This window comes from Arcticibacterium sp. GJ41-1 (assembly GCF_055808875.1).
This window is the reverse complement of record NZ_CM147888.1, coordinates 185,302-202,980: the sequence shown is the minus strand read 5'-3', so window position 1 is coordinate 202,980 and position 17,679 is coordinate 185,302. Positions and strand designations below refer to the sequence as shown.

Sequence of the window (17,679 nt, the reverse complement as noted above, 5' to 3'; positions counted from 1 at the left end):
ATGGCAGTAAAGAAATTTGTAAAAGCATCAGAAGAGACATTTAAGGTAGAGCCTAGAAAACAGTCTAAAGAAGTTCTATTCGAACTTGCATGGGAAGTTTGTAATCAAGTTGGTGGTATTTATACCGTTATCCGCTCAAAAGTACCTGCCATGGTAGAAAAGTGGGGAGATGATTATTGTCTTATAGGACCTTATTTTGATCAAACAGCATCTATAGAGTTTGAGGAGTCCTCAGATGACTCGCCATTTTGTAAGGCTGCAGAGGAACTTAAGAAAAGTGGTATTACTGTGCATTACGGCCACTGGCTAGTTACCGGTAGACCAAGAATGATTCTTATTGACTTTGCAAAAGCATTAGAGGGGATTGATAATTTGAAGTTTGACCTTTGGGAAGAACATAAAATAAGCACTATAAATGCAGAGCCACTGGTTAATCAAGTTATAGCCTTTGGTCACTACATTGAGCTTTACCTGACAGAATTTGTCAATAATCATTCAAAGAAATTAAACGTTATAGCTCATTTTCATGAGTGGATGTCGGCTGTTCCAATTTTAAATCTTGCTAAAAATAAGATTGACTTAGCTACTATATTCACTACGCATGCTACTATGCTAGGGAGGTATATTGCTGGTAATGTCGAAAACTTTTATGAGGATTTGCCAAATTACAATTGGGAGGTTGAAGCAAGAAATTATAACATAGAAGCTCAAGCCGGAATAGAACACCATGCCGCACAAAGCTGTCATGTACTTACAACAGTGAGTGAAATTACAGCAAAGGAGTGTGAGGTGTTTTTTGAAAGAAAATGTGATTTAATACTTCCGAATGGACTTAATATCACTCGCTATGCCGCTACACACGAGTTCCAAAATCTACATATTAAGTTTAAGCAGAAGATAAACCAGTTTGTGATGGGACATTTCTTCCAAAGCTACAGCTGGGATTTAGATAATACCTTGTATTTCTTTACCTCAGGGAGATATGAGTTTAAAAATAAAGGTTATGATCTTACCTTAGAAGCACTTAAAAGACTCAATTTTAAATTGGTAAAGAATAACATTGACACCACTGTGGTCATGTTTATTATTACCAGAAACCCTGTTCATTCTATTAATCCTGAGGTTCTTCAATCAAGAGCCGTAATGGAAGAGATTAAGCAAACATGCGAGTCTATTGAAGAGCAAATTGGAGAGCAATTGTTTTATGCTTCTGCAGCCAATGAAGACCCAACTTTACCAGACTTAAATACATTTGTAGAAGATTACTGGAGGCTAAGGTTAAGAAGAACTATCCAAACATGGAAGACACATAACCTGCCTCAAACCACAACGCATTTGCTAAAAGGGCCAGATCAAATCACCGAGTTTTTTGATCATTCCAATATGAAGAACAACAAGGAAGATAGAGTGAAATTCGTTTATCATCCTGATTTCATTTCTACTACTAATCCTTTGTTTGGTTTAGAGTATGGTCAGTTTGTAAGAGGGTGTCACCTTGGTGTTTTTCCTAGTTACTATGAGCCTTGGGGTTACACACCACTAGAGTGTGTTATTAGAGGAATTCCAACAGTAACTTCTGACTTGTCTGGTTTTGGTGATTTTATGCTCCAAATAATGAAGGATTATGAAAATGTAGGAGTTTATGTGGTAAACAGAAAGAAGAAAAATTATGATGAAGCTGCAGAGCAATTGGCCGATCAACTTTTCAACTTTGTGACCATGAACAGACGAGACAGAATAATGCAGCGAAATAGAGTTGAAAACTTTTCTGATATTTTTGATTGGGCAAACCTGCGTTCGTATTATGATACGGCACATGATCTAGCTATGAAAAAGAAAGGAGTGAAATTGAAATAGGTAAACTTAGAGAATGTTAATTTCGTCATAAATAACTTAAAATAAGTACGTTGTGTTTTATTTTCAAAGCGGTTGTCTTAAAATGGTACAATTTATTTAGTTTTGCAATTCAATAAATTGCACCGTATCAAATGCTTCCTGTTGCAGTCTTAATATTACTGGCTTATTTACTTGGTTCCATTCCTACTGCCGTACTGTATGGTAGATTTTTCCATAAAGTAGATGTAAGGGAGTTTGGCTCTGGAAATGCAGGTGCCACCAACTCACTAAGAGTTTTAGGTAAAAAAGCGGGCTTAGCCGTTTTAATTATTGATATGCTCAAAGGTTTTTTAGCAATTTTTATTGCCAAAAAGGTTTTAGGCTCAGATGAATCTACTTTAATAATCATTGGTTTTGCCGCGGTTATTGGTCATCTTCTTCCAATCTTCGCTGGCTTTAAAGGAGGAAAAGGAATTGCTACTTCCTTTGGTGTTATTTTGGCACTAAATCCTTACGGTGCATTAGTTTGCCTAATAGTTTTCGCTATAGTTCTGACTCTTAGTAAGTATGTTTCTTTAGCCTCATTGATGGGCTCTTTTTCTTTTATTCCATTTAACTTCTTTAGAAGACCAGACGAGCATTTTTTTCATGCCATGGCTCTTGCACTTTTCTTACTTCTCTTGTTCACGCATAGAGAAAATGTAAAAAGACTTTTAGCAGGCAATGAAAACAAATACCCACCGAAGTAGGCGTTTTTTCAAATAGATAATCTCAAGTTTATTTCGAATGATTTAGTATATGTACCTTTGCCTAAAATAAAGGTAATTTAAGGTATGAAATCATTCATTGAGAAAAATAAACAACGATTTTTAGACGAGCTTTTTGATTTTCTTAGAATCCCATCAGTAAGTGCAGACCCCAAATTTGATGGTGATATGCAAGCTGCTGCTGCTTGGATTCAAAACAAGCTTTTAGATGCAGGAATGGACCTGGCAGAAATTTGCCCAACAGAAGGTCATCCAATTGTTTTCTCAGAAAAAATTATTGATAAGAACTTACCAACCATTTTGGTCTATGGACACTATGATGTTCAGCCAGCCGACCCATATGAGCTTTGGGATTCTCCTCCTTTTGAACCAGTAATCAAAAAATCTAAGGTGCATCCAGACGGAGCTATCTTCGCTCGAGGAGCTTGTGATGATAAAGGTCAAATTTACATGCATGTAAAGGCTATCGAAGGCATGCTTGAAAATAATTCTTTGACTTGTAATGTCAAAGTTATGTTTGAAGGAGAAGAGGAAGTTGGTTCTGAAAACCTTGAAACGTTTATTAAGGCAAATAAGGAGAAATTGGCAGCAGATATTATTCTGATTTCCGATACCTCTATTATTGCGAATGATATTCCATCTGTAGAGACAGGCTTGAGAGGCCTTTCCTATATGGAAGTAGAGGTAACGGGTCCAAATAGAGATTTACATTCTGGAGTATATGGTGGAGCAGTAGCAAATCCAGCGAATGTTTTGGCAAAAATGATAGCATCTCTTCACGATGAAGATGGTAAAATCATGGTAGAGGGCTTTTATGATAAAGTAGTAGAATTAACAGTGGAAGAGAGAGATGCTTTAGAGAAAGCTCCTTTTGATGAGGAAGAGTATAAGAGCGATTTAAATATTGACGATGTAGCGGGAGAGAAAGGTTATACCACGAGAGAGAGGGCTGCTATTAGGCCAACTTTGGATGTCAATGGAATTTGGAGTGGCTATACAGGAGAGGGGTCTAAAACGGTATTACCGTCAAAGGCTAACGCAAAAATTTCAATGAGACTAGTACCAGACCAAGATTGGATAGAGATTTCAGAACTGTTTGATAAGCATTTTAAAGCGATAGCCCCTTCCACGGTCAAAGTCACCGTTTCAAGACACCATGGTGGACAGCCTTATGTTACGCCTACTGACTCCATAGGATATCAAGCCGCTTTCAATGCAATGCAGGAAGCCTTTGGTAAAACACCAGTGCCAACACGTGGAGGAGGAAGCATTCCAATTGTTGCTTTGTTTGAAGAGGTGTTAGGACTAAAGTCAATATTGTTTGGTTTTGGTTTAGATTCAGATGCTTTGCACTCGCCAAACGAAAACTACGGTGTTTTCAACTTCTTTAAAGGGATTGAAACTATTCCTTTGTTTTATAAACATTTTGCAGAATTGTCTAAATAATTGAAGATGGCTGATTTATTAGAATTATCAACGGAGTCAAGTTCAAATCATGACAACTTGGAGAACAAATCCGTAAAGGAGCTTCTTGAGGGAATGAATCAGGAAGATAGGTCTGTTCCAGTTGCAGTAGATAAGGTTATACCTCAGATAGAAGCCCTTGTGACTGAGATAGTCAAAAGGATGAAGAATGGTGGCCGACTATTTTACATAGGTGCAGGAACCAGCGGCCGTCTTGGTGTGGTAGATGCCTCAGAGTGTCCTCCTACTTTTGGCGTAAGTCATGATTTGGTAGTCGGAATTATAGCTGGTGGAGATAGTGCCATCCGAAAGGCAGTAGAGTTTGCGGAAGATGATGAAGAACAAGCTTGGAAAGATTTGGAGGCTTACGGTATAAATTCAAATGATAGTGTAATTGGAATAGCAGCCAGTGGAAGAACGCCGTATGTAATAGGAGGGCTTAAAAAATCTAATGAGTCTGGTGTTTTAACAGGTTGTATTGTTTGCAATGCTGGTAGCGGAGTGGCTGCAGTGGCAACTTACCCCGTTGAGGTAATTGTTGGACCAGAATATATTACCGGAAGTACACGCTTGAAATCAGGAACGGCTCAAAAACTCGTTCTAAATATGATTTCTACAGCAGTGATGATTCAGCTAGGAAAAGTCAAAGGAAATAAGATGGTAGACATGCAGTTATCTAATGATAAATTAGTGGAGCGTGGCACCAGGATGGTTATGAATGAATTAGCCATTGATTTTGAACTGGCTCAAAGCCTTCTGCTGAAACATGGAAGTGTTAGAAAAGCTGTGGAGGCTTATAAAATGTAATGATGGCAGAATGGTTTTCCTTTTACTGGTTTTCTCCAGCTACGCTTAGGGGATTTATATGGGCAAACCCTATGTACCTCTATTTGATTTTAGGAATTCCCTTATTATTTATTTTAAGGTGGTTTTTTGGAGGAAACACCGGTCAAAAGTTAAACCTGACGGTCAAAAAAGAGAGCACTTCAACTAGTTGGTTAAAAAATCTACGATTTGTAGTCCCTGCTATTTTTGGTTTAGCTACAGCCTTGCTATTACTTGCTTTAGCCCGACCACAACGGAGTCTTGATTCGGAGGAAACGTTAGCGGAAGGAATTAATATCATAATAGCCTTAGACGTCTCGGAATCGATGCGAACCGCAGATTTATTGCCAAATAGACTGAGTGCTGCAAAACTAGTAGCCCGACAGTTTTTGGATAAAAGAGCTAATGATAAAATTGGTTTAGTGGTATTTGCTGGCGAATCCCTTTCTATTTGTCCGTTAACTTCAGACTATGGCGTATTGGCGGATTATTTAGATAAAGTATCATGGGACATGATAAGTGCATCCGGTACTGCCATTGGTAATGCTATTGCAACTTCTATAAACAGACTTAGGGATGCTTCTGGTGAAAGTAAGGCCATAATTCTTTTAAGTGACGGAGACAATACAGCGGGAAGCCTTTCTCCAGAATCTGCTTCTGATTTAGCAAAATCTTTTGGGATAAGAATTTATACCATTGCAGTAGGAACTAACATAGGAGTAGAAGCTACCAATTCCCAAATTTTAAATAAGATTGCGGCTAATACCGATGCCGTATTTTATTCAGCAGTGTCTAGAGAAGCCCTTTTAGGTGTTTTTGAAAACATAAACGGCTTAGAAAAAACTAGGTTCGCAGAAACGCTGGTTAAAGACGTAAGAGACTATTATTATATATATTTGAACTGGTCTTTGCTTGCATTTATTTTGTTCTTCTTACTAAGAAATACCTTTCTGAATAATGCATTGGAAGATTGATTCTAGTTTACAAATTGTAATTGTAGGTCTAGGTTATGTAGGCCTACCAACGGCTGTCGCTTTTTCAAAGAAATACAAGACTATTGGTGTAGATGTAAATCAGAAACGAGTGGATGAATTGAACCAAGGTATTGATTCAAAAAACATCGTTAAGCAGGAATCTTTGAAAAATAACGCTGCTTTAGTTTTTCAACACCATCTTCCAACAAATAAGCAGCGGACTGTTTTTATAGTTACGGTGCCAACTCCTGTAAATGGCGAGAAAGAACCCGACCTTTCCTTTTTGGAGGCTGCAACGTCCTCTATAAGTTCAGTCTTAAAAAAAGGAGATATAATAGTATATGAATCTACGACTTATCCCGGCTGTACGGAAGAAATCTGTATCCCAACGGTCGAGTCTGTTTCAGGGTTTAAGTTAAATGAAGGCTTCGGTGTTGGCTATTCTCCTGAAAGGTATAGTCCTGGCGAAACAAAAAGGATTGAGTCTATTGTGAGAGTTACTTCTGGCTCAAACTCAGAAGTTGCCAAAATGGTTGATGAATTATACCGGTCCGTTTTGGACGTAGAGACACATTTGGCTCCCTCAATAAAAGTTGCTGAGGCGGCAAAGCTTGTTGAAAATTGCCAAAGGGATGTAAATATCTCTTTTGTTAATGAGTTAGCTCTAATTTTTGACAAAATGGGCATTGAGACAAACGATGTTCTTAGTGCAGCAAAAACGAAATGGAATTTTTTAGACTTTAAGCCTGGACTAGTAGGAGGTCACTGCATTAGTGTTGACCCTTATTATATGATTCATAAAGCTCGAACTTTAGATTATTATCCAAAAGTAATTGGTGCTGGTAGGTTAGTAAATGAAGAGATGGGTAAGTTCGCGGCACATAAAGCTATGAAAACTATAACGGCTCAAGGCTTAAATCTAATTGGCTTACGGATTCTTGTTTTAGGTTTTGCGTACAAAGAGAACTGCTCTGATTTTAGAAATACGAAAGTTCTAGATTTAGTAAATGAATTAAAGGATTTTGGTGCTTTAGTAAGTGTTTATGACCCATTGGTCGATAGGGTATCTGTATTAAATGAGATGGGACTAGAGCTTGTTGAAGAGTTAGATTTTAGAACTAATACAGTAGTGATTTTCGCGGTAAACCATTTTGAGTTCGGGCACATAAAATTTGAAAACTCTTCGACATTGCAGATTAAACCTTTCGCATAAAGTTCCGAATAATAAGAAATGAGTTTCAAAATGTGCAATAGAGATTAAATTTCCTTTTCTTTGTTCAAAAATCCAAAAGATATTTAAATGGCGAAACGATATTACGCTTACTTTTTGCTCTTCATTCTTTTTTCTATATCTCTTGAAACTTTTTCTCAAAGTCCTGTTAATGTTGATGAGGTTACAGATGCTCAGGTAGAGCAGTTCATTAAGGAAATGGAGCAGCGTGGAATGTCTGATGCGGAAATTGAAGCTGCTGCTTTACTAAACGGCTATACTCCGGACGATGTTGCCAAACTTAGGGAGAAAATCAATCGAATTAAAACAGGAACAAATAACCTCTCTAACGAACCAGATAACAAAACTGCACGTGAACAAATAGGAGAATTAGCAGAAAGGACTCCTATACAAGTGGATAAAAAAACTGAGATTGCTCAAAAGAAGGAAGTTTTTGGTCGTGAAATCTTTAATAACAAAAACCTTTCTTTTGAGCCCAACCTAAGGCTTCCAACACCTAAGGATTATGTTTTAGGAACAGATGACCAGTTGAAAATAGATATCACTGGGTATGCTTATCAACATTATGATGTAACGGTTTCACCGGAAGGTACTATTAAGTTAGAGAGTCTATCTCCAATTTATGTCAACGGATTAACTGTTGAGGCGGCAAAGATTAAGATAATAGAAAGACTTAAGTTATTATTTGGCGGATTGAGAAATGGGAAGTTAAATGCTGATGTAACACTAGGAAATGTTAGAAGTATTAAGGTTACTGTTGTTGGTGAGGTCGAAAACCCCGGAACCTACACTATTTCCGCTTTTGCCTCAGTTTTTAACGCACTTTACTTAGCAGGTGGTCCAGGAGAAAAAGGCTCTTTTAGGAATATTAAACTACTCAGAGACAATAAAGAGAAATCTAAAATAGATTTATATCCTTTTCTTACAAAAGGGGAATTTGTTGGGAATGAAAGGCTTTTAGATCAAGATGTAATTTTTGTCCCAATGGCGGAATCCAAAGTGGAGCTGGAGGGTAAGGTAAAGCGAGAGGGTATTTATGAGTTAAAAGTAAATGAGACGCTAGAGGATGCTTTGTTTTTTGCGGGAGGACCTTCAGATCAGGCTTATCTAGAAAGTGTTAATATCACTAGGAACACAAAAAAGGAAAAGAAGCTTATAACCGTAGATGGTAACAAGTTAGGAATGTATGCTTTACAAAATGGCGATAGAGTTTATATTGGAGCTATTTTAGATAGATATGAGAATAAAGTAGAGGTTTCTGGAGCTGTTTTTAGACCGGGAGAGTATTCTTTAAGTGAGTCTTTAAGTACTGTAAAAGAGCTGGTAAAGGCTTCGGAGGGTTTAAGGGAAGATGCTTTTTTAGAGCGAGTTTTAATTGTTAGAGAGCGAGAAAACTTAGACCCTGAAATTATTTCGATTAATTTAAAGGAAATAATGAATGGTTCTAAAAGCGATTTAGATTTAAAGAAGAATGACCAAGTTATTGTTAAGTCAATTACAGAATTAAGAGAATTAAGAACGGTAGAGATAGAAGGATCGGTTAATCAATCTGGAGAGTTTGATTTTGCTGAAGGCATGTCTGTCGAAGATTTAATTTTACTTTCTGGAGGCTTTAAAGAAGGTGCTTCTCAGAAGCGAATAGAGATTGCTAAAAGGTTATATAATGATGAAAGTTCTAACGAAACAGTCCAGGTAGTTATAATTAATAGTGAAGACCTTTTTGCCAAAGAAGGAAAGACGCTTTTAAGTCCGTTTGACAAGGTTTTTGTTAGGGATCTTCCTAATTATGAGGAACAGAAATTAGTTAGTATTATAGGTGAGGTGAATTATCCAGGCTTGTATACCATATTAAAAAGAGAGGAAAGGATATCAGACCTTATAGATAGGGCAGGAGGTTTAAGAATGGAAGCTTATTCGGAAGGTGCCCGTTTTTATAGAGATGGAGATTTAGTTGCACTTGATCTAAAAAAAGCATTAAATAATAGTAAGGATTTAGGGAACTTGATTCTGTCTAAAGGGGATAGTTTAGTGATTCCAAAAGTACAAGAAGTGGTTAAATTAAGTGGACAAGTCCTAAATCCAACAATTATTGCTTATCAGCCGGACCTAAAGTTTAAGGATTATATTTCTCAAGCAGGAGGAGTAACGGACTCTGCTTATGTGAGGAAAGCTTATGTACGCTATGCAAATGGCTTGACGGATAGGACAAAGTCGTTTATGGGGATAAAAAAATACCCTGAGATTCAGCGTGGTATGGAAGTCATAATACCAACAAGAAATAAGTATAGATGGACACCGGCTGAGAGAATTGCGGTCAGTTCTGCTTTTGTTTCTATCGCTACTATTTTAGTGACAGTAATAAGAATATTATAGTATGTCTAATTTAATGGAGGAGGATGTTTTTACGGTAGATATCAAGGCTTTTCTAAAGGTTGTTTGGAAGGAGAAGTTATTGATATTTGGTATAATTCTATTGTTTGCGATATTAGGGATATGGTTTGCTTTTAGTTTGAAAAAGGAATTTGTTTCTGAAGGGAAAATATTGCCAGAAATATCAAGTGGAGGCGGTGGTTCCTTAGGCGGTTTAGCCGATTTGGTAGGCATAGGAGGTTTTGAGCTTGGGATGAAAAATAATACAGATGCTATTAGGCCAGACTTATATCCAGATGTTATTAAAACAACTCCATTTTTTTTAGGGTTATTAGAACAAACTTTTATAAAGCAAAACGGCGATAGTATACGTTTTAATGAATATTGCGATATATATATAATTGAAAGCTCCGAAGAAAACACAGATGAAGCCTTTAAAGGTAGACCAGAAGGGGTGATTGTGTTAGACAAGTTAACTGAGAGTAAGATTAAGGAACTGAGAGAGAGAGTTGTTGGAAGTATTGATAAAAAAAGTGGAGTGATATCAATTTCAGCAAAAATGCCAGACCCTGTAATTGCTGCTGAGATAGCCCATTATGCTATGAATTATCTGACAGGTTATGTTAGTACTTATAGAACTGAAAAGCTAAGGTCGGAGGTTGATTTTTTAGAGAATAAGGTAGCATCCGCTAAAGGGACTTTTTATAAAGATCAGTCAAAAAAAGCAGTTTATGAAGATCAGTTTTCAGCCTCAACAATGAGATTGAAATCAGCGGATATCCAGAGAGAGAGGATTGAGTCAGAGTATAAGATGTCAACTAGCATTTATAACGAGCTTTTAAAAAAATTCGAAGAGTCTAAGTTAAAATTAAAACAGGAAACTCCGATTTTTCAAATTCTGGAACCACCTATGGCTCCTAATTTGGCAAGTGAACCAAAGAAGGGATTCATTTTAGGTGTTTTTATCCTAATTGGATTTATGGTTTCTTTGGTAGCAACATTATTTGTAAAGAAGAACCATAAGAAAGTTTTTCTTACTTCACATAATTAGTATGATCCATAAGGTCTATAAATAAAATAAACACTCAAGAAGGCTAATGTTAAGCGAAAAATCTATTTTAATTACAGGAGGTACTGGCTCACTCGGAAAGGCCTTGACTAAAGAGATTCTCTCAAAACCCAATGGGGTTAAGCGATTAGTAATATACTCTAGAGATGAGCAAAAGCAATTTCAGATGGCTCAAGAGTTTCCTCATAATTTATATCCTCAAATACGTTTTTTTATTGGTGATGTCAGGGACTTTGACCGATTGAAAAGGGCTATGCGGGGTGTTGATTATGTTATTCATGCGGCGGCTATGAAGCATGTGCCTATTGCCGAGTATAATCCCATGGAATGCGTGAAAACTAATATCCTTGGAGCCGAAAATGTCATAAATGCTTGCTTAGAAACAGATGTTGAAAGAGTGGTAGCACTGTCTACCGATAAGGCATGTGCTCCAATAAACCTATATGGTGCAACTAAGCTTGCTTCCGATAAGTTATTTGTTGCTGCTAATAATATTAGGGGTTGGAATCCAATTAAATTTTCCGTGGTCAGATATGGAAATGTAATGGGTTCTAATGGCTCCGTCATTCCATTTTTCTTAGATAAAAGAAAAGAAGGTGTTTTGCCAATTACGGATGCAAATATGACCCGTTTCAATATTCCAATTCAGGGTGGAGTAGATATGGTGATGCATGCCTTGGAAAAAGCTTGGGGAGGAGAGATATTTATCCCTAAAATACCATCTTATAAGATTCTTGATTTAGCCGAAGCGATAGGCCCAAAATGCGAAAAGAAGGTAGTAGGTATTAGACCAGGAGAGAAAGTACATGAAGAAATGATTTCTGAATCTGACTCCTTTTTAACCTATGATTTAGGGAAATATTATACAATTCTTCCTGCCACGCATAATTGGTCAATAGATGAGTTTATTGCAAAGCATAACGCCGTAAAGGTGAAAGAAGGCTTTAAGTATAATTCGGGAACCAATGATGAATGGGAAACGATAGAAGGCCTTAGAGAATTAATTAAAGTTCATATTGACGATACTTTTGAAGTATGAGAGCGATAAGTTATGGGAGACAAGACATAAGCCCTGAAGATATTCAGGCGGTTATTGAGGCACTTGGTGACGACTTCTTGACTCAGGGGCCGCGTATTTTACAGTTCGAAGAAAAATTTGCAGACTATGTAGATGCTAAATATGCAGTGGCTGTTTCTAACGGAACTGCCGCTTTACATTTGGCTGCATTGGCATTAAACGTTAGTGCTAGTAGTAATGTGATTACTTCTCCAATAACTTTTGTGGCTTCGGCCAACTGTATAAAGTACTGTGGTGGGAAAATTACATTTGCAGATATAGACCCAAAGACATTTACCTTAGACATAGAAGCTGTAAGAAGACTTTTAGAGGAATCTCCAAGAGGTACTTATGATGGTATTATTCCTGTGGACTTTGCTGGTTATGCATGTAACCTTGAAGAATTCAAAGCTCTGGCTGAAGAATACGGTCTTTGGATTATTGAGGATGCGTGTCATGCCCCAGGAGGCTATTTTATAGATTCTAAGAATAAAAAACAAAAGTGTGGCAATGGTGCTTATGCCGATCTTGCCATATTCTCTTTTCACCCTGTAAAGCATATTGCCGCAGGTGAGGGAGGCATGATAACTACAAATGATAAGGCTCTTTACGAACGCCTATTATCATTAAGGACTCACGGTATTACCAAAGAACCTTCTAAGTTAATTGAAAACCATGGTTTGTGGTATCATGAGATGCACGAGCTAGGTTATAACTATAGACTAACAGATTTTCAGGCTGCCTTAGCCACATCACAGCTTAGCAGAGCAGAAGAAGGATTAAAAAGGAGGCACAAAATTGCCCAAAGATATGAATCAGCTTTTAAAGGAACTGCTGTTAAAACAGCTGAGGTAGCTTCTGATGTTTATCACGCCTATCATTTATACTTGGTGGAGTTAAGTAATAGAAAAGAGGTTTATGATGAATTAAGGAAACATAAAATTTTCACTCAGGTTCATTATATTCCAGTGCATACACAACCTTTTTATAGAAGCCTTGAATCTGAAAGGTTAGTTTTTCCAATAGCAGAGACATATTACTCAAAGACTTTAAGTCTTCCAATGTTTCCAAGTTTAACAGATGAAGAGCAAGACTTTGTTATTACTAAAATTTTAGAAGTAGCTGAATGATTTCAAAACTGGCAATAGGAACAGTTCAATTTGGAATGGACTATGGGATTAACAATAAAAAAGGTAAGCCCAGTTTGTCAGCAGTAAGTGAAATTTTGGAATATGCGAAATCGCAGGGAATAGACACTTTAGATACGGCGGCATTATATGGTGCCAGTGAAAAAGTTTTAGGTCAATGTGATTTGGATGGGTTTAATATAGTTTCAAAACTACAACCTTGCAAAAAAGGTGATTTTGAAAAAAACCTGGACAGCACTCTAAAAAACCTTAACAGAGAGGAAATTTATGCATACCTATTTCATCACTTTTCTACTTACCTAGAAGATGACCTCCTAATGGAGCGAATGATGGAGGCAAAGAGAAAAAAGCTAATAAAGAAATTAGGTTTTTCTCTGTATAATCCAGCTGAGTTGGATTTGCTTTTAGAGAAGGAAATTAAATTTGACATAGTTCAAGTTCCCTATAGTGTTTTTGATCAACGTTTTAATGCTCAACTGGTAAAATTAAACTCAGAGGGAGTTGAGGTTCATGTAAGGTCAGTTTTTCTACAAGGTCTATTTTTTATGGATGTGAAAGAAATACCCAATTATTTTCAATCGATTATTCCTAAATTGAAGAGTTTAAACGAGTATGACTTAAAGAAAACGTCCATTTGTTTAAATTTTGTTTTGTTAAACCCGAATATTGATAAAGTAGTACTTGGAATTGACAACTTGGATCAGTTAAAAAATAATATTAGTACGCTGTCTGATAGTAGCTTGGTAAATGAAATGTATGAAGAGCTTAAGGGCTATAGGGTAGATGATGAAATGATTGTTAATCCAAGTAACTGGAAAATTAAATAATAGATGCAAGACCTATTTTCATTACAAGATAAAGTTGTTCTAATAACGGGTGGCTACGGTTATTTGGGTACATCCATTACAAAAGGCCTTCTTAAATGCGGTGCGAGTGTGGTAGTGTTGGCAAGGAATAAGGAGAAATTTGAAGAAACCTTTAGTGACAAGAATGTTTCATTTCAATATTTAGACATTGACAGTTCTAGTAGTATAAAAGAGGCATATCAAGCTGTATTGAGTAATCATGGGAAAATAGACGCACTTATTAATAATGCGTTCCATGTGAGCGGAAATAAGCCAGAGTCCTTGTCAGATGAGGATTGGAACGGAAGTATAGATGGGAGTTTAAATAGTATTTATAGGTGTATTAGGGAAGTACTACCTTTTATGAAAAAGAATAAAGGCGGAAGAATAATTAATGTATCTTCTATGTACGGAATGGTGGCACCAGACTTTTCTGTTTATAGTGATTTTCCACAGTTTTTAAACCCACCACATTACGGAGCTGCTAAAGCAGGAGTAGTTCAGCTAACTAAGTATTTTGCGAGTTATTTGGGTGGAGATAATATTTTGGTAAACGCAGTTTCTCCAGGACCATTCCCAAGTGAGGCTGTTCAAAAGAATGTAGGTTTTATAGAGGCTTTAAGTAATAAAAACCCTTTAGGCAGAATTGGTAAGCCAGAAGAGTTGCAAGGCATATTTGCCTTTTTATGTTCTAATAGCTCTTCTTTTATAACTGGTCAAAATATTGCTGTTGATGGAGGTTGGACTTCAATTTAAAAATGAGAACAGGAATTGTCATACAAGCAAGGTTAAACTCGAAAAGGTTAGCGGGAAAGGTTCTCTTGCCAATCACTGAGGAAAACACAGTTATTGAGAAAATCTTAAATACTGCTAGCAGCGTTAAAAACTGCGATAAAGTAATTCTTGCAACTACAGATAAGCAGACGGATGATAGGTTAGTAGAATTTGTTACTTCTAAAACGAATTTTGAAGTATATAGAGGGAGTGAAGATAATGTGCTGAAGAGGTTTTGTGATGTAGCGGAGAAATTTGACTTTGATAACATTGTTAGATTAACAGGTGACAATCCTTGTATAGATGCTGGCATAGTTGAAAAAGCTGTGAATGAACATCTTTTGAAGGGTTCGGCTTATACACATACAGTTGGTTACCCAATTGGTATGAACGTTGAGGTGATTTCAAGAGCGGCCTTGTTAGAATCCTTAGAGCATGCTGAAGCTATGGATAAGGAACATGTAACTTTTTATGCCAGAAATCATGAAGAAAAATTTGCTCATAATATTATGATGGCAAATTTCCCCAAAGAAGTGGCTAATTTAAGGCTTACACTAGATTCCAAAGAAGATTATTTGATGTTGAGAATTCTCTTCGACTACCTTAAATCAAATGAAGAACACTTTTCCTTTCAAGATATTTTTGATCTATGGCAAAGGAAACCATACATTTTTACTTTAAACCAAGAAGTGTATCAAAAAAGAGTGTTTAAAAGCCTGAGTGACGAATTAAATGAGGCTGTTGAAATCTTAGATTTACAAGAAATGTTTAGAGCATCAGATATCTTAAAATCATATCAGCATGAAAGGTAAGGCTAGGATATTTTTTAGAGCTGATGGTAACTCAAAAATAGGTTTGGGGCATGTTTTTCGGAGCTTAGCGTTGGCAGAGGTATTGAACGATACTTTTGAATGCCATTTTATTATTAACCAACCATCCAAGGAGCTCAAGGAGAGGATACTACAAGTTTGTGATTTTCTAATTGAATTAAGTGATTATACGTCGCTTGTACTAGAGACTAACAACTTAGTGTCTTTTATTAAAGAGCAAGAGATTATTGTTATTGATGGTTACCAGTTCGATGTTCAATACCAGAAGACGTTTAAAAAAAATAAAATTAAAGTAATTTGTATTGATGATTTAGCGGAGGCTCATTTTGTGGCTGACGCAGTAATAAATCATTCTGGTGGTTTTACTAGAGCAGACTATAGTGTTGAAAACTATACAAAGCTTTATTTAGGCCCACAATACGCATTATTAAGAAAGCCATTTCGGGCAAAAAATACAATCGAAAAAGAGAATAATCTTTTTATTTGTTTAGGTGGAGCAGATCCTGAAAATAAAACCATTGAGATTCTTTATAAACTGGAAAGTTGTAAAGAGTCGGCTAGATGCTTTTTGATTATAGGTTCTGCATATATTTATAAAAAGGAATTAAATGTCTTTTTGGAAAGAACCTCATTGGTCATTGAAGTTTTAAATGACTTGTCTGCTGAAGAAATGCATTATTATATGAGTTTGTGTGCTAGGGCTATTACGCCTCCCAGTACGGTATCTTACGAATATCTGACTACAGGAGGCTTGTTATTCTTAAAACAGATTGCAGATAATCAAAAAAACATCCAAAGCTATCTGTTGAAAAATCAGCTAGCCTTAAGTTTTGATGATGATTTTGAAAAAACTAGTAGTCTTAAAGTAGATGGAAACGTATTTTTAAGAGAAAAAGCTAACCCCTTTGATGGAAGACAAAGCCAACGATTAAGGGATATCTTTTATGATTTAATGGTTTCAGTAAAAGTTGCACAGGTTTCTGATTGTAAATTATATTTTGAGTGGATTAATGATGAAGATACACGTCAACAATCATTTAGTTCTGAAAAAATTGATTATCAAACACATGAAAATTGGTTTAATAGAAGGGTCCAAAGCGAAGACTCTATCTTATGTATTATGTGTTTAGGTAATGAAGAAATAGGTCAGGTTCGTTTTGAGAAAAATGAAGAATCTGCGGTTTTAAGCTATTCTGTAGATAAAAAATTTAGAAGAAAAGGTTTGGGGTACTGGGTGCTAGAAAAGGGCTTAGCCTTCTTTAGAAAAAGAAATCCAGACATCGAAATTATTGGCTACGTTAAAATGAATAACTTGGCCTCTGTGAAGCTTTTTAGAAGGCTTAAGTTTAAAGAAAATGTTTCAAACGAGTATAAAAACTCATATCAATATATTTACTCTTAAATTTGCTTTTAAGTAAATAGAAAAATTATTTAGAATGGCGTCTTTTAAAATTGGAACTAGGGAGGTTGGTCAAAACAGTAAACCATTTATTATTGCTGAGATGTCGGGTAATCATAATGGTGATATAAAAAGAGCCTTGGAGCTGGTAAAAGCGGCTGCAGATGCGGGTGCAGATGCCTTAAAACTTCAAACCTATACAGCCGATACTATTACCATGAATCATAGAGGAGGTTTATTTGACATCACAGACTCAGGTTCACTTTGGTACGGGAAAAACCTTTATGAACTATATCAAGAGGCCTATACGCCGTGGGAGTGGCATAAAGAAATTTTCGATTATGCCAAATCATTAGGCATGGAGGCGTTTTCTTCTCCATTTGATGAGACAGCTGTCGATTTTTTGGAAGACTTAGATGTGCCTGCTTATAAAATAGCTTCGTTTGAAAGTAATCATTTCCCTCTTTTAAAGAGGGTAGCACAAACGGGTAAGCCTATTTTAATATCATCGGGGGCTAGCAAGTTAAATGAACTCTATGAGGCTATTAAACATCTTAAGGAAAATGGAGCCAAAGATATTATAATTTTCAAGTGTACTTCTAATTATCCCGCTACGCCTGAGAATACTAATTTAAATACCATTCCTGTTTTTCAGTCTATTTTTGAGGACTGTATCATTGGCCTGTCAGATCATACCATGGGTATTGGTGCTTCTGTAGGGGCAGTAGCTTTAGGTGCTAGGGTAATAGAAAAGCATTTTACTTTACGCCGTGCAGACGGAGGAGTGGATAGTGCATTTTCTTTAGAACCAGAAGAACTGAAAAGCTTAGTAGTAGAAACGGAAAGAGTGTTCTTGGCTTTAGGCCACACGCAGCTAGATACACAGAAAAGTGAAGAAAAGAGCCGCCAGTTTAAAAGATCCATTTACGTAGTGAACGATATTAAGAAAGGCGATAAATTTACTTCAGAAAATATAAGGGTTATTAGACCAGGAGATGGTTTAAGTCCTAAATTTTATGAAGAAATTTTGGGTAAAGCTGCAGAGAAAGATTTTTCAAAGGGTAGTCCTTTTTGTTATTAAAACCCAATT

The 17,679-nt window shown here is 36.4% G+C and carries 15 protein-coding genes; all 15 read left to right on the top strand.

From position 1 onward, the window contains the following. Positions 1–1,857 carry a glycosyltransferase family protein gene (locus AC0L6O_RS00840; RefSeq protein WP_473305593.1) on the top strand — a complete coding sequence of 619 codons (1,857 nt, stop codon included), beginning with the start codon at positions 1–3 and terminating at the stop codon, positions 1,855–1,857. A gap of 131 nt (positions 1,858–1,988) precedes the next feature. Continuing rightward, positions 1,989–2,585, top strand: a complete 597-nt coding sequence (gene plsY / locus AC0L6O_RS00835; RefSeq protein ID WP_473305592.1) for a glycerol-3-phosphate 1-O-acyltransferase PlsY — start codon at positions 1,989–1,991, stop codon at positions 2,583–2,585. A gap of 84 nt (positions 2,586–2,669) precedes the next feature. Then, on the top strand, positions 2,670–4,049 hold the full coding sequence (locus AC0L6O_RS00830) for a dipeptidase (protein WP_473305590.1): 1,380 nt from the start codon (positions 2,670–2,672) through the stop codon (positions 4,047–4,049). 6 nt (positions 4,050–4,055) lie between these two features. Continuing rightward, entirely contained in the window at positions 4,056–4,874 is an 819-nt protein-coding gene (murQ, locus tag AC0L6O_RS00825) for an N-acetylmuramic acid 6-phosphate etherase (RefSeq protein ID WP_473305589.1), read from the top strand. Beyond that, positions 4,874–5,866: a VWA domain-containing protein gene (locus AC0L6O_RS00820; RefSeq protein WP_473305587.1), complete on the top strand. Its 993-nt coding sequence runs from the start codon at positions 4,874–4,876 to the stop codon at positions 5,864–5,866. The genes murQ and AC0L6O_RS00820 overlap by 1 nt, the downstream gene beginning before the upstream one ends. After that, entirely contained in the window at positions 5,850–7,079 is a 1,230-nt protein-coding gene (locus AC0L6O_RS00815; protein WP_473305586.1) for a nucleotide sugar dehydrogenase, read from the top strand. Before AC0L6O_RS00820 ends, AC0L6O_RS00815 begins: the two co-directional genes overlap by 17 nt. A gap of 87 nt (positions 7,080–7,166) precedes the next feature. Continuing rightward, positions 7,167–9,470 carry an SLBB domain-containing protein gene (locus AC0L6O_RS00810; protein ID WP_473305584.1) on the top strand — a complete coding sequence of 768 codons (2,304 nt, stop codon included), beginning with the start codon at positions 7,167–7,169 and terminating at the stop codon, positions 9,468–9,470. Between the two features lies 1 nt (position 9,471). Continuing rightward, positions 9,472–10,518 carry a Wzz/FepE/Etk N-terminal domain-containing protein gene (locus tag AC0L6O_RS00805; protein WP_473305583.1) on the top strand — a complete coding sequence of 349 codons (1,047 nt, stop codon included), beginning with the start codon at positions 9,472–9,474 and terminating at the stop codon, positions 10,516–10,518. Between the two features lie 46 nt (positions 10,519–10,564). Further along, the gene (gene pseB, locus AC0L6O_RS00800; protein ID WP_473305582.1) at positions 10,565–11,575 is read left to right on the top strand and encodes a UDP-N-acetylglucosamine 4,6-dehydratase (inverting); all 1,011 of its coding nucleotides are present in this window, start codon (positions 10,565–10,567) and stop codon (positions 11,573–11,575) included. Further along, positions 11,572–12,723, top strand: a complete 1,152-nt coding sequence (gene pseC / locus AC0L6O_RS00795; RefSeq protein ID WP_473305580.1) for a UDP-4-amino-4,6-dideoxy-N-acetyl-beta-L-altrosamine transaminase — start codon at positions 11,572–11,574, stop codon at positions 12,721–12,723. Before pseB ends, pseC begins: the two co-directional genes overlap by 4 nt. Continuing rightward, positions 12,720–13,568 carry an aldo/keto reductase gene (locus tag AC0L6O_RS00790; RefSeq protein ID WP_473305578.1) on the top strand — a complete coding sequence of 283 codons (849 nt, stop codon included), beginning with the start codon at positions 12,720–12,722 and terminating at the stop codon, positions 13,566–13,568. The genes pseC and AC0L6O_RS00790 overlap by 4 nt, the downstream gene beginning before the upstream one ends. Before the next feature lie 3 nt (positions 13,569–13,571). Then, positions 13,572–14,342: an SDR family NAD(P)-dependent oxidoreductase gene (locus AC0L6O_RS00785; RefSeq protein ID WP_473305577.1), complete on the top strand. Its 771-nt coding sequence runs from the start codon at positions 13,572–13,574 to the stop codon at positions 14,340–14,342. 2 nt (positions 14,343–14,344) lie between these two features. Beyond that, positions 14,345–15,172 carry a cytidylyltransferase domain-containing protein gene (locus AC0L6O_RS00780; protein WP_473305576.1) on the top strand — a complete coding sequence of 276 codons (828 nt, stop codon included), beginning with the start codon at positions 14,345–14,347 and terminating at the stop codon, positions 15,170–15,172. Next, a complete protein-coding gene (gene pseG, locus AC0L6O_RS00775) occupies positions 15,162–16,592 on the top strand; it encodes a UDP-2,4-diacetamido-2,4,6-trideoxy-beta-L-altropyranose hydrolase (protein ID WP_473305574.1) in 1,431 nt (476 codons plus the stop codon). Before AC0L6O_RS00780 ends, pseG begins: the two co-directional genes overlap by 11 nt. Before the next feature lie 34 nt (positions 16,593–16,626). Further along, positions 16,627–17,670 (top strand): pseudaminic acid synthase, encoded by a 1,044-nt coding sequence (gene pseI / locus AC0L6O_RS00770; protein WP_473305572.1) that lies wholly within the window; start codon positions 16,627–16,629, stop codon positions 17,668–17,670. Positions 17,671–17,679: the final 9 nt, after the last annotated feature.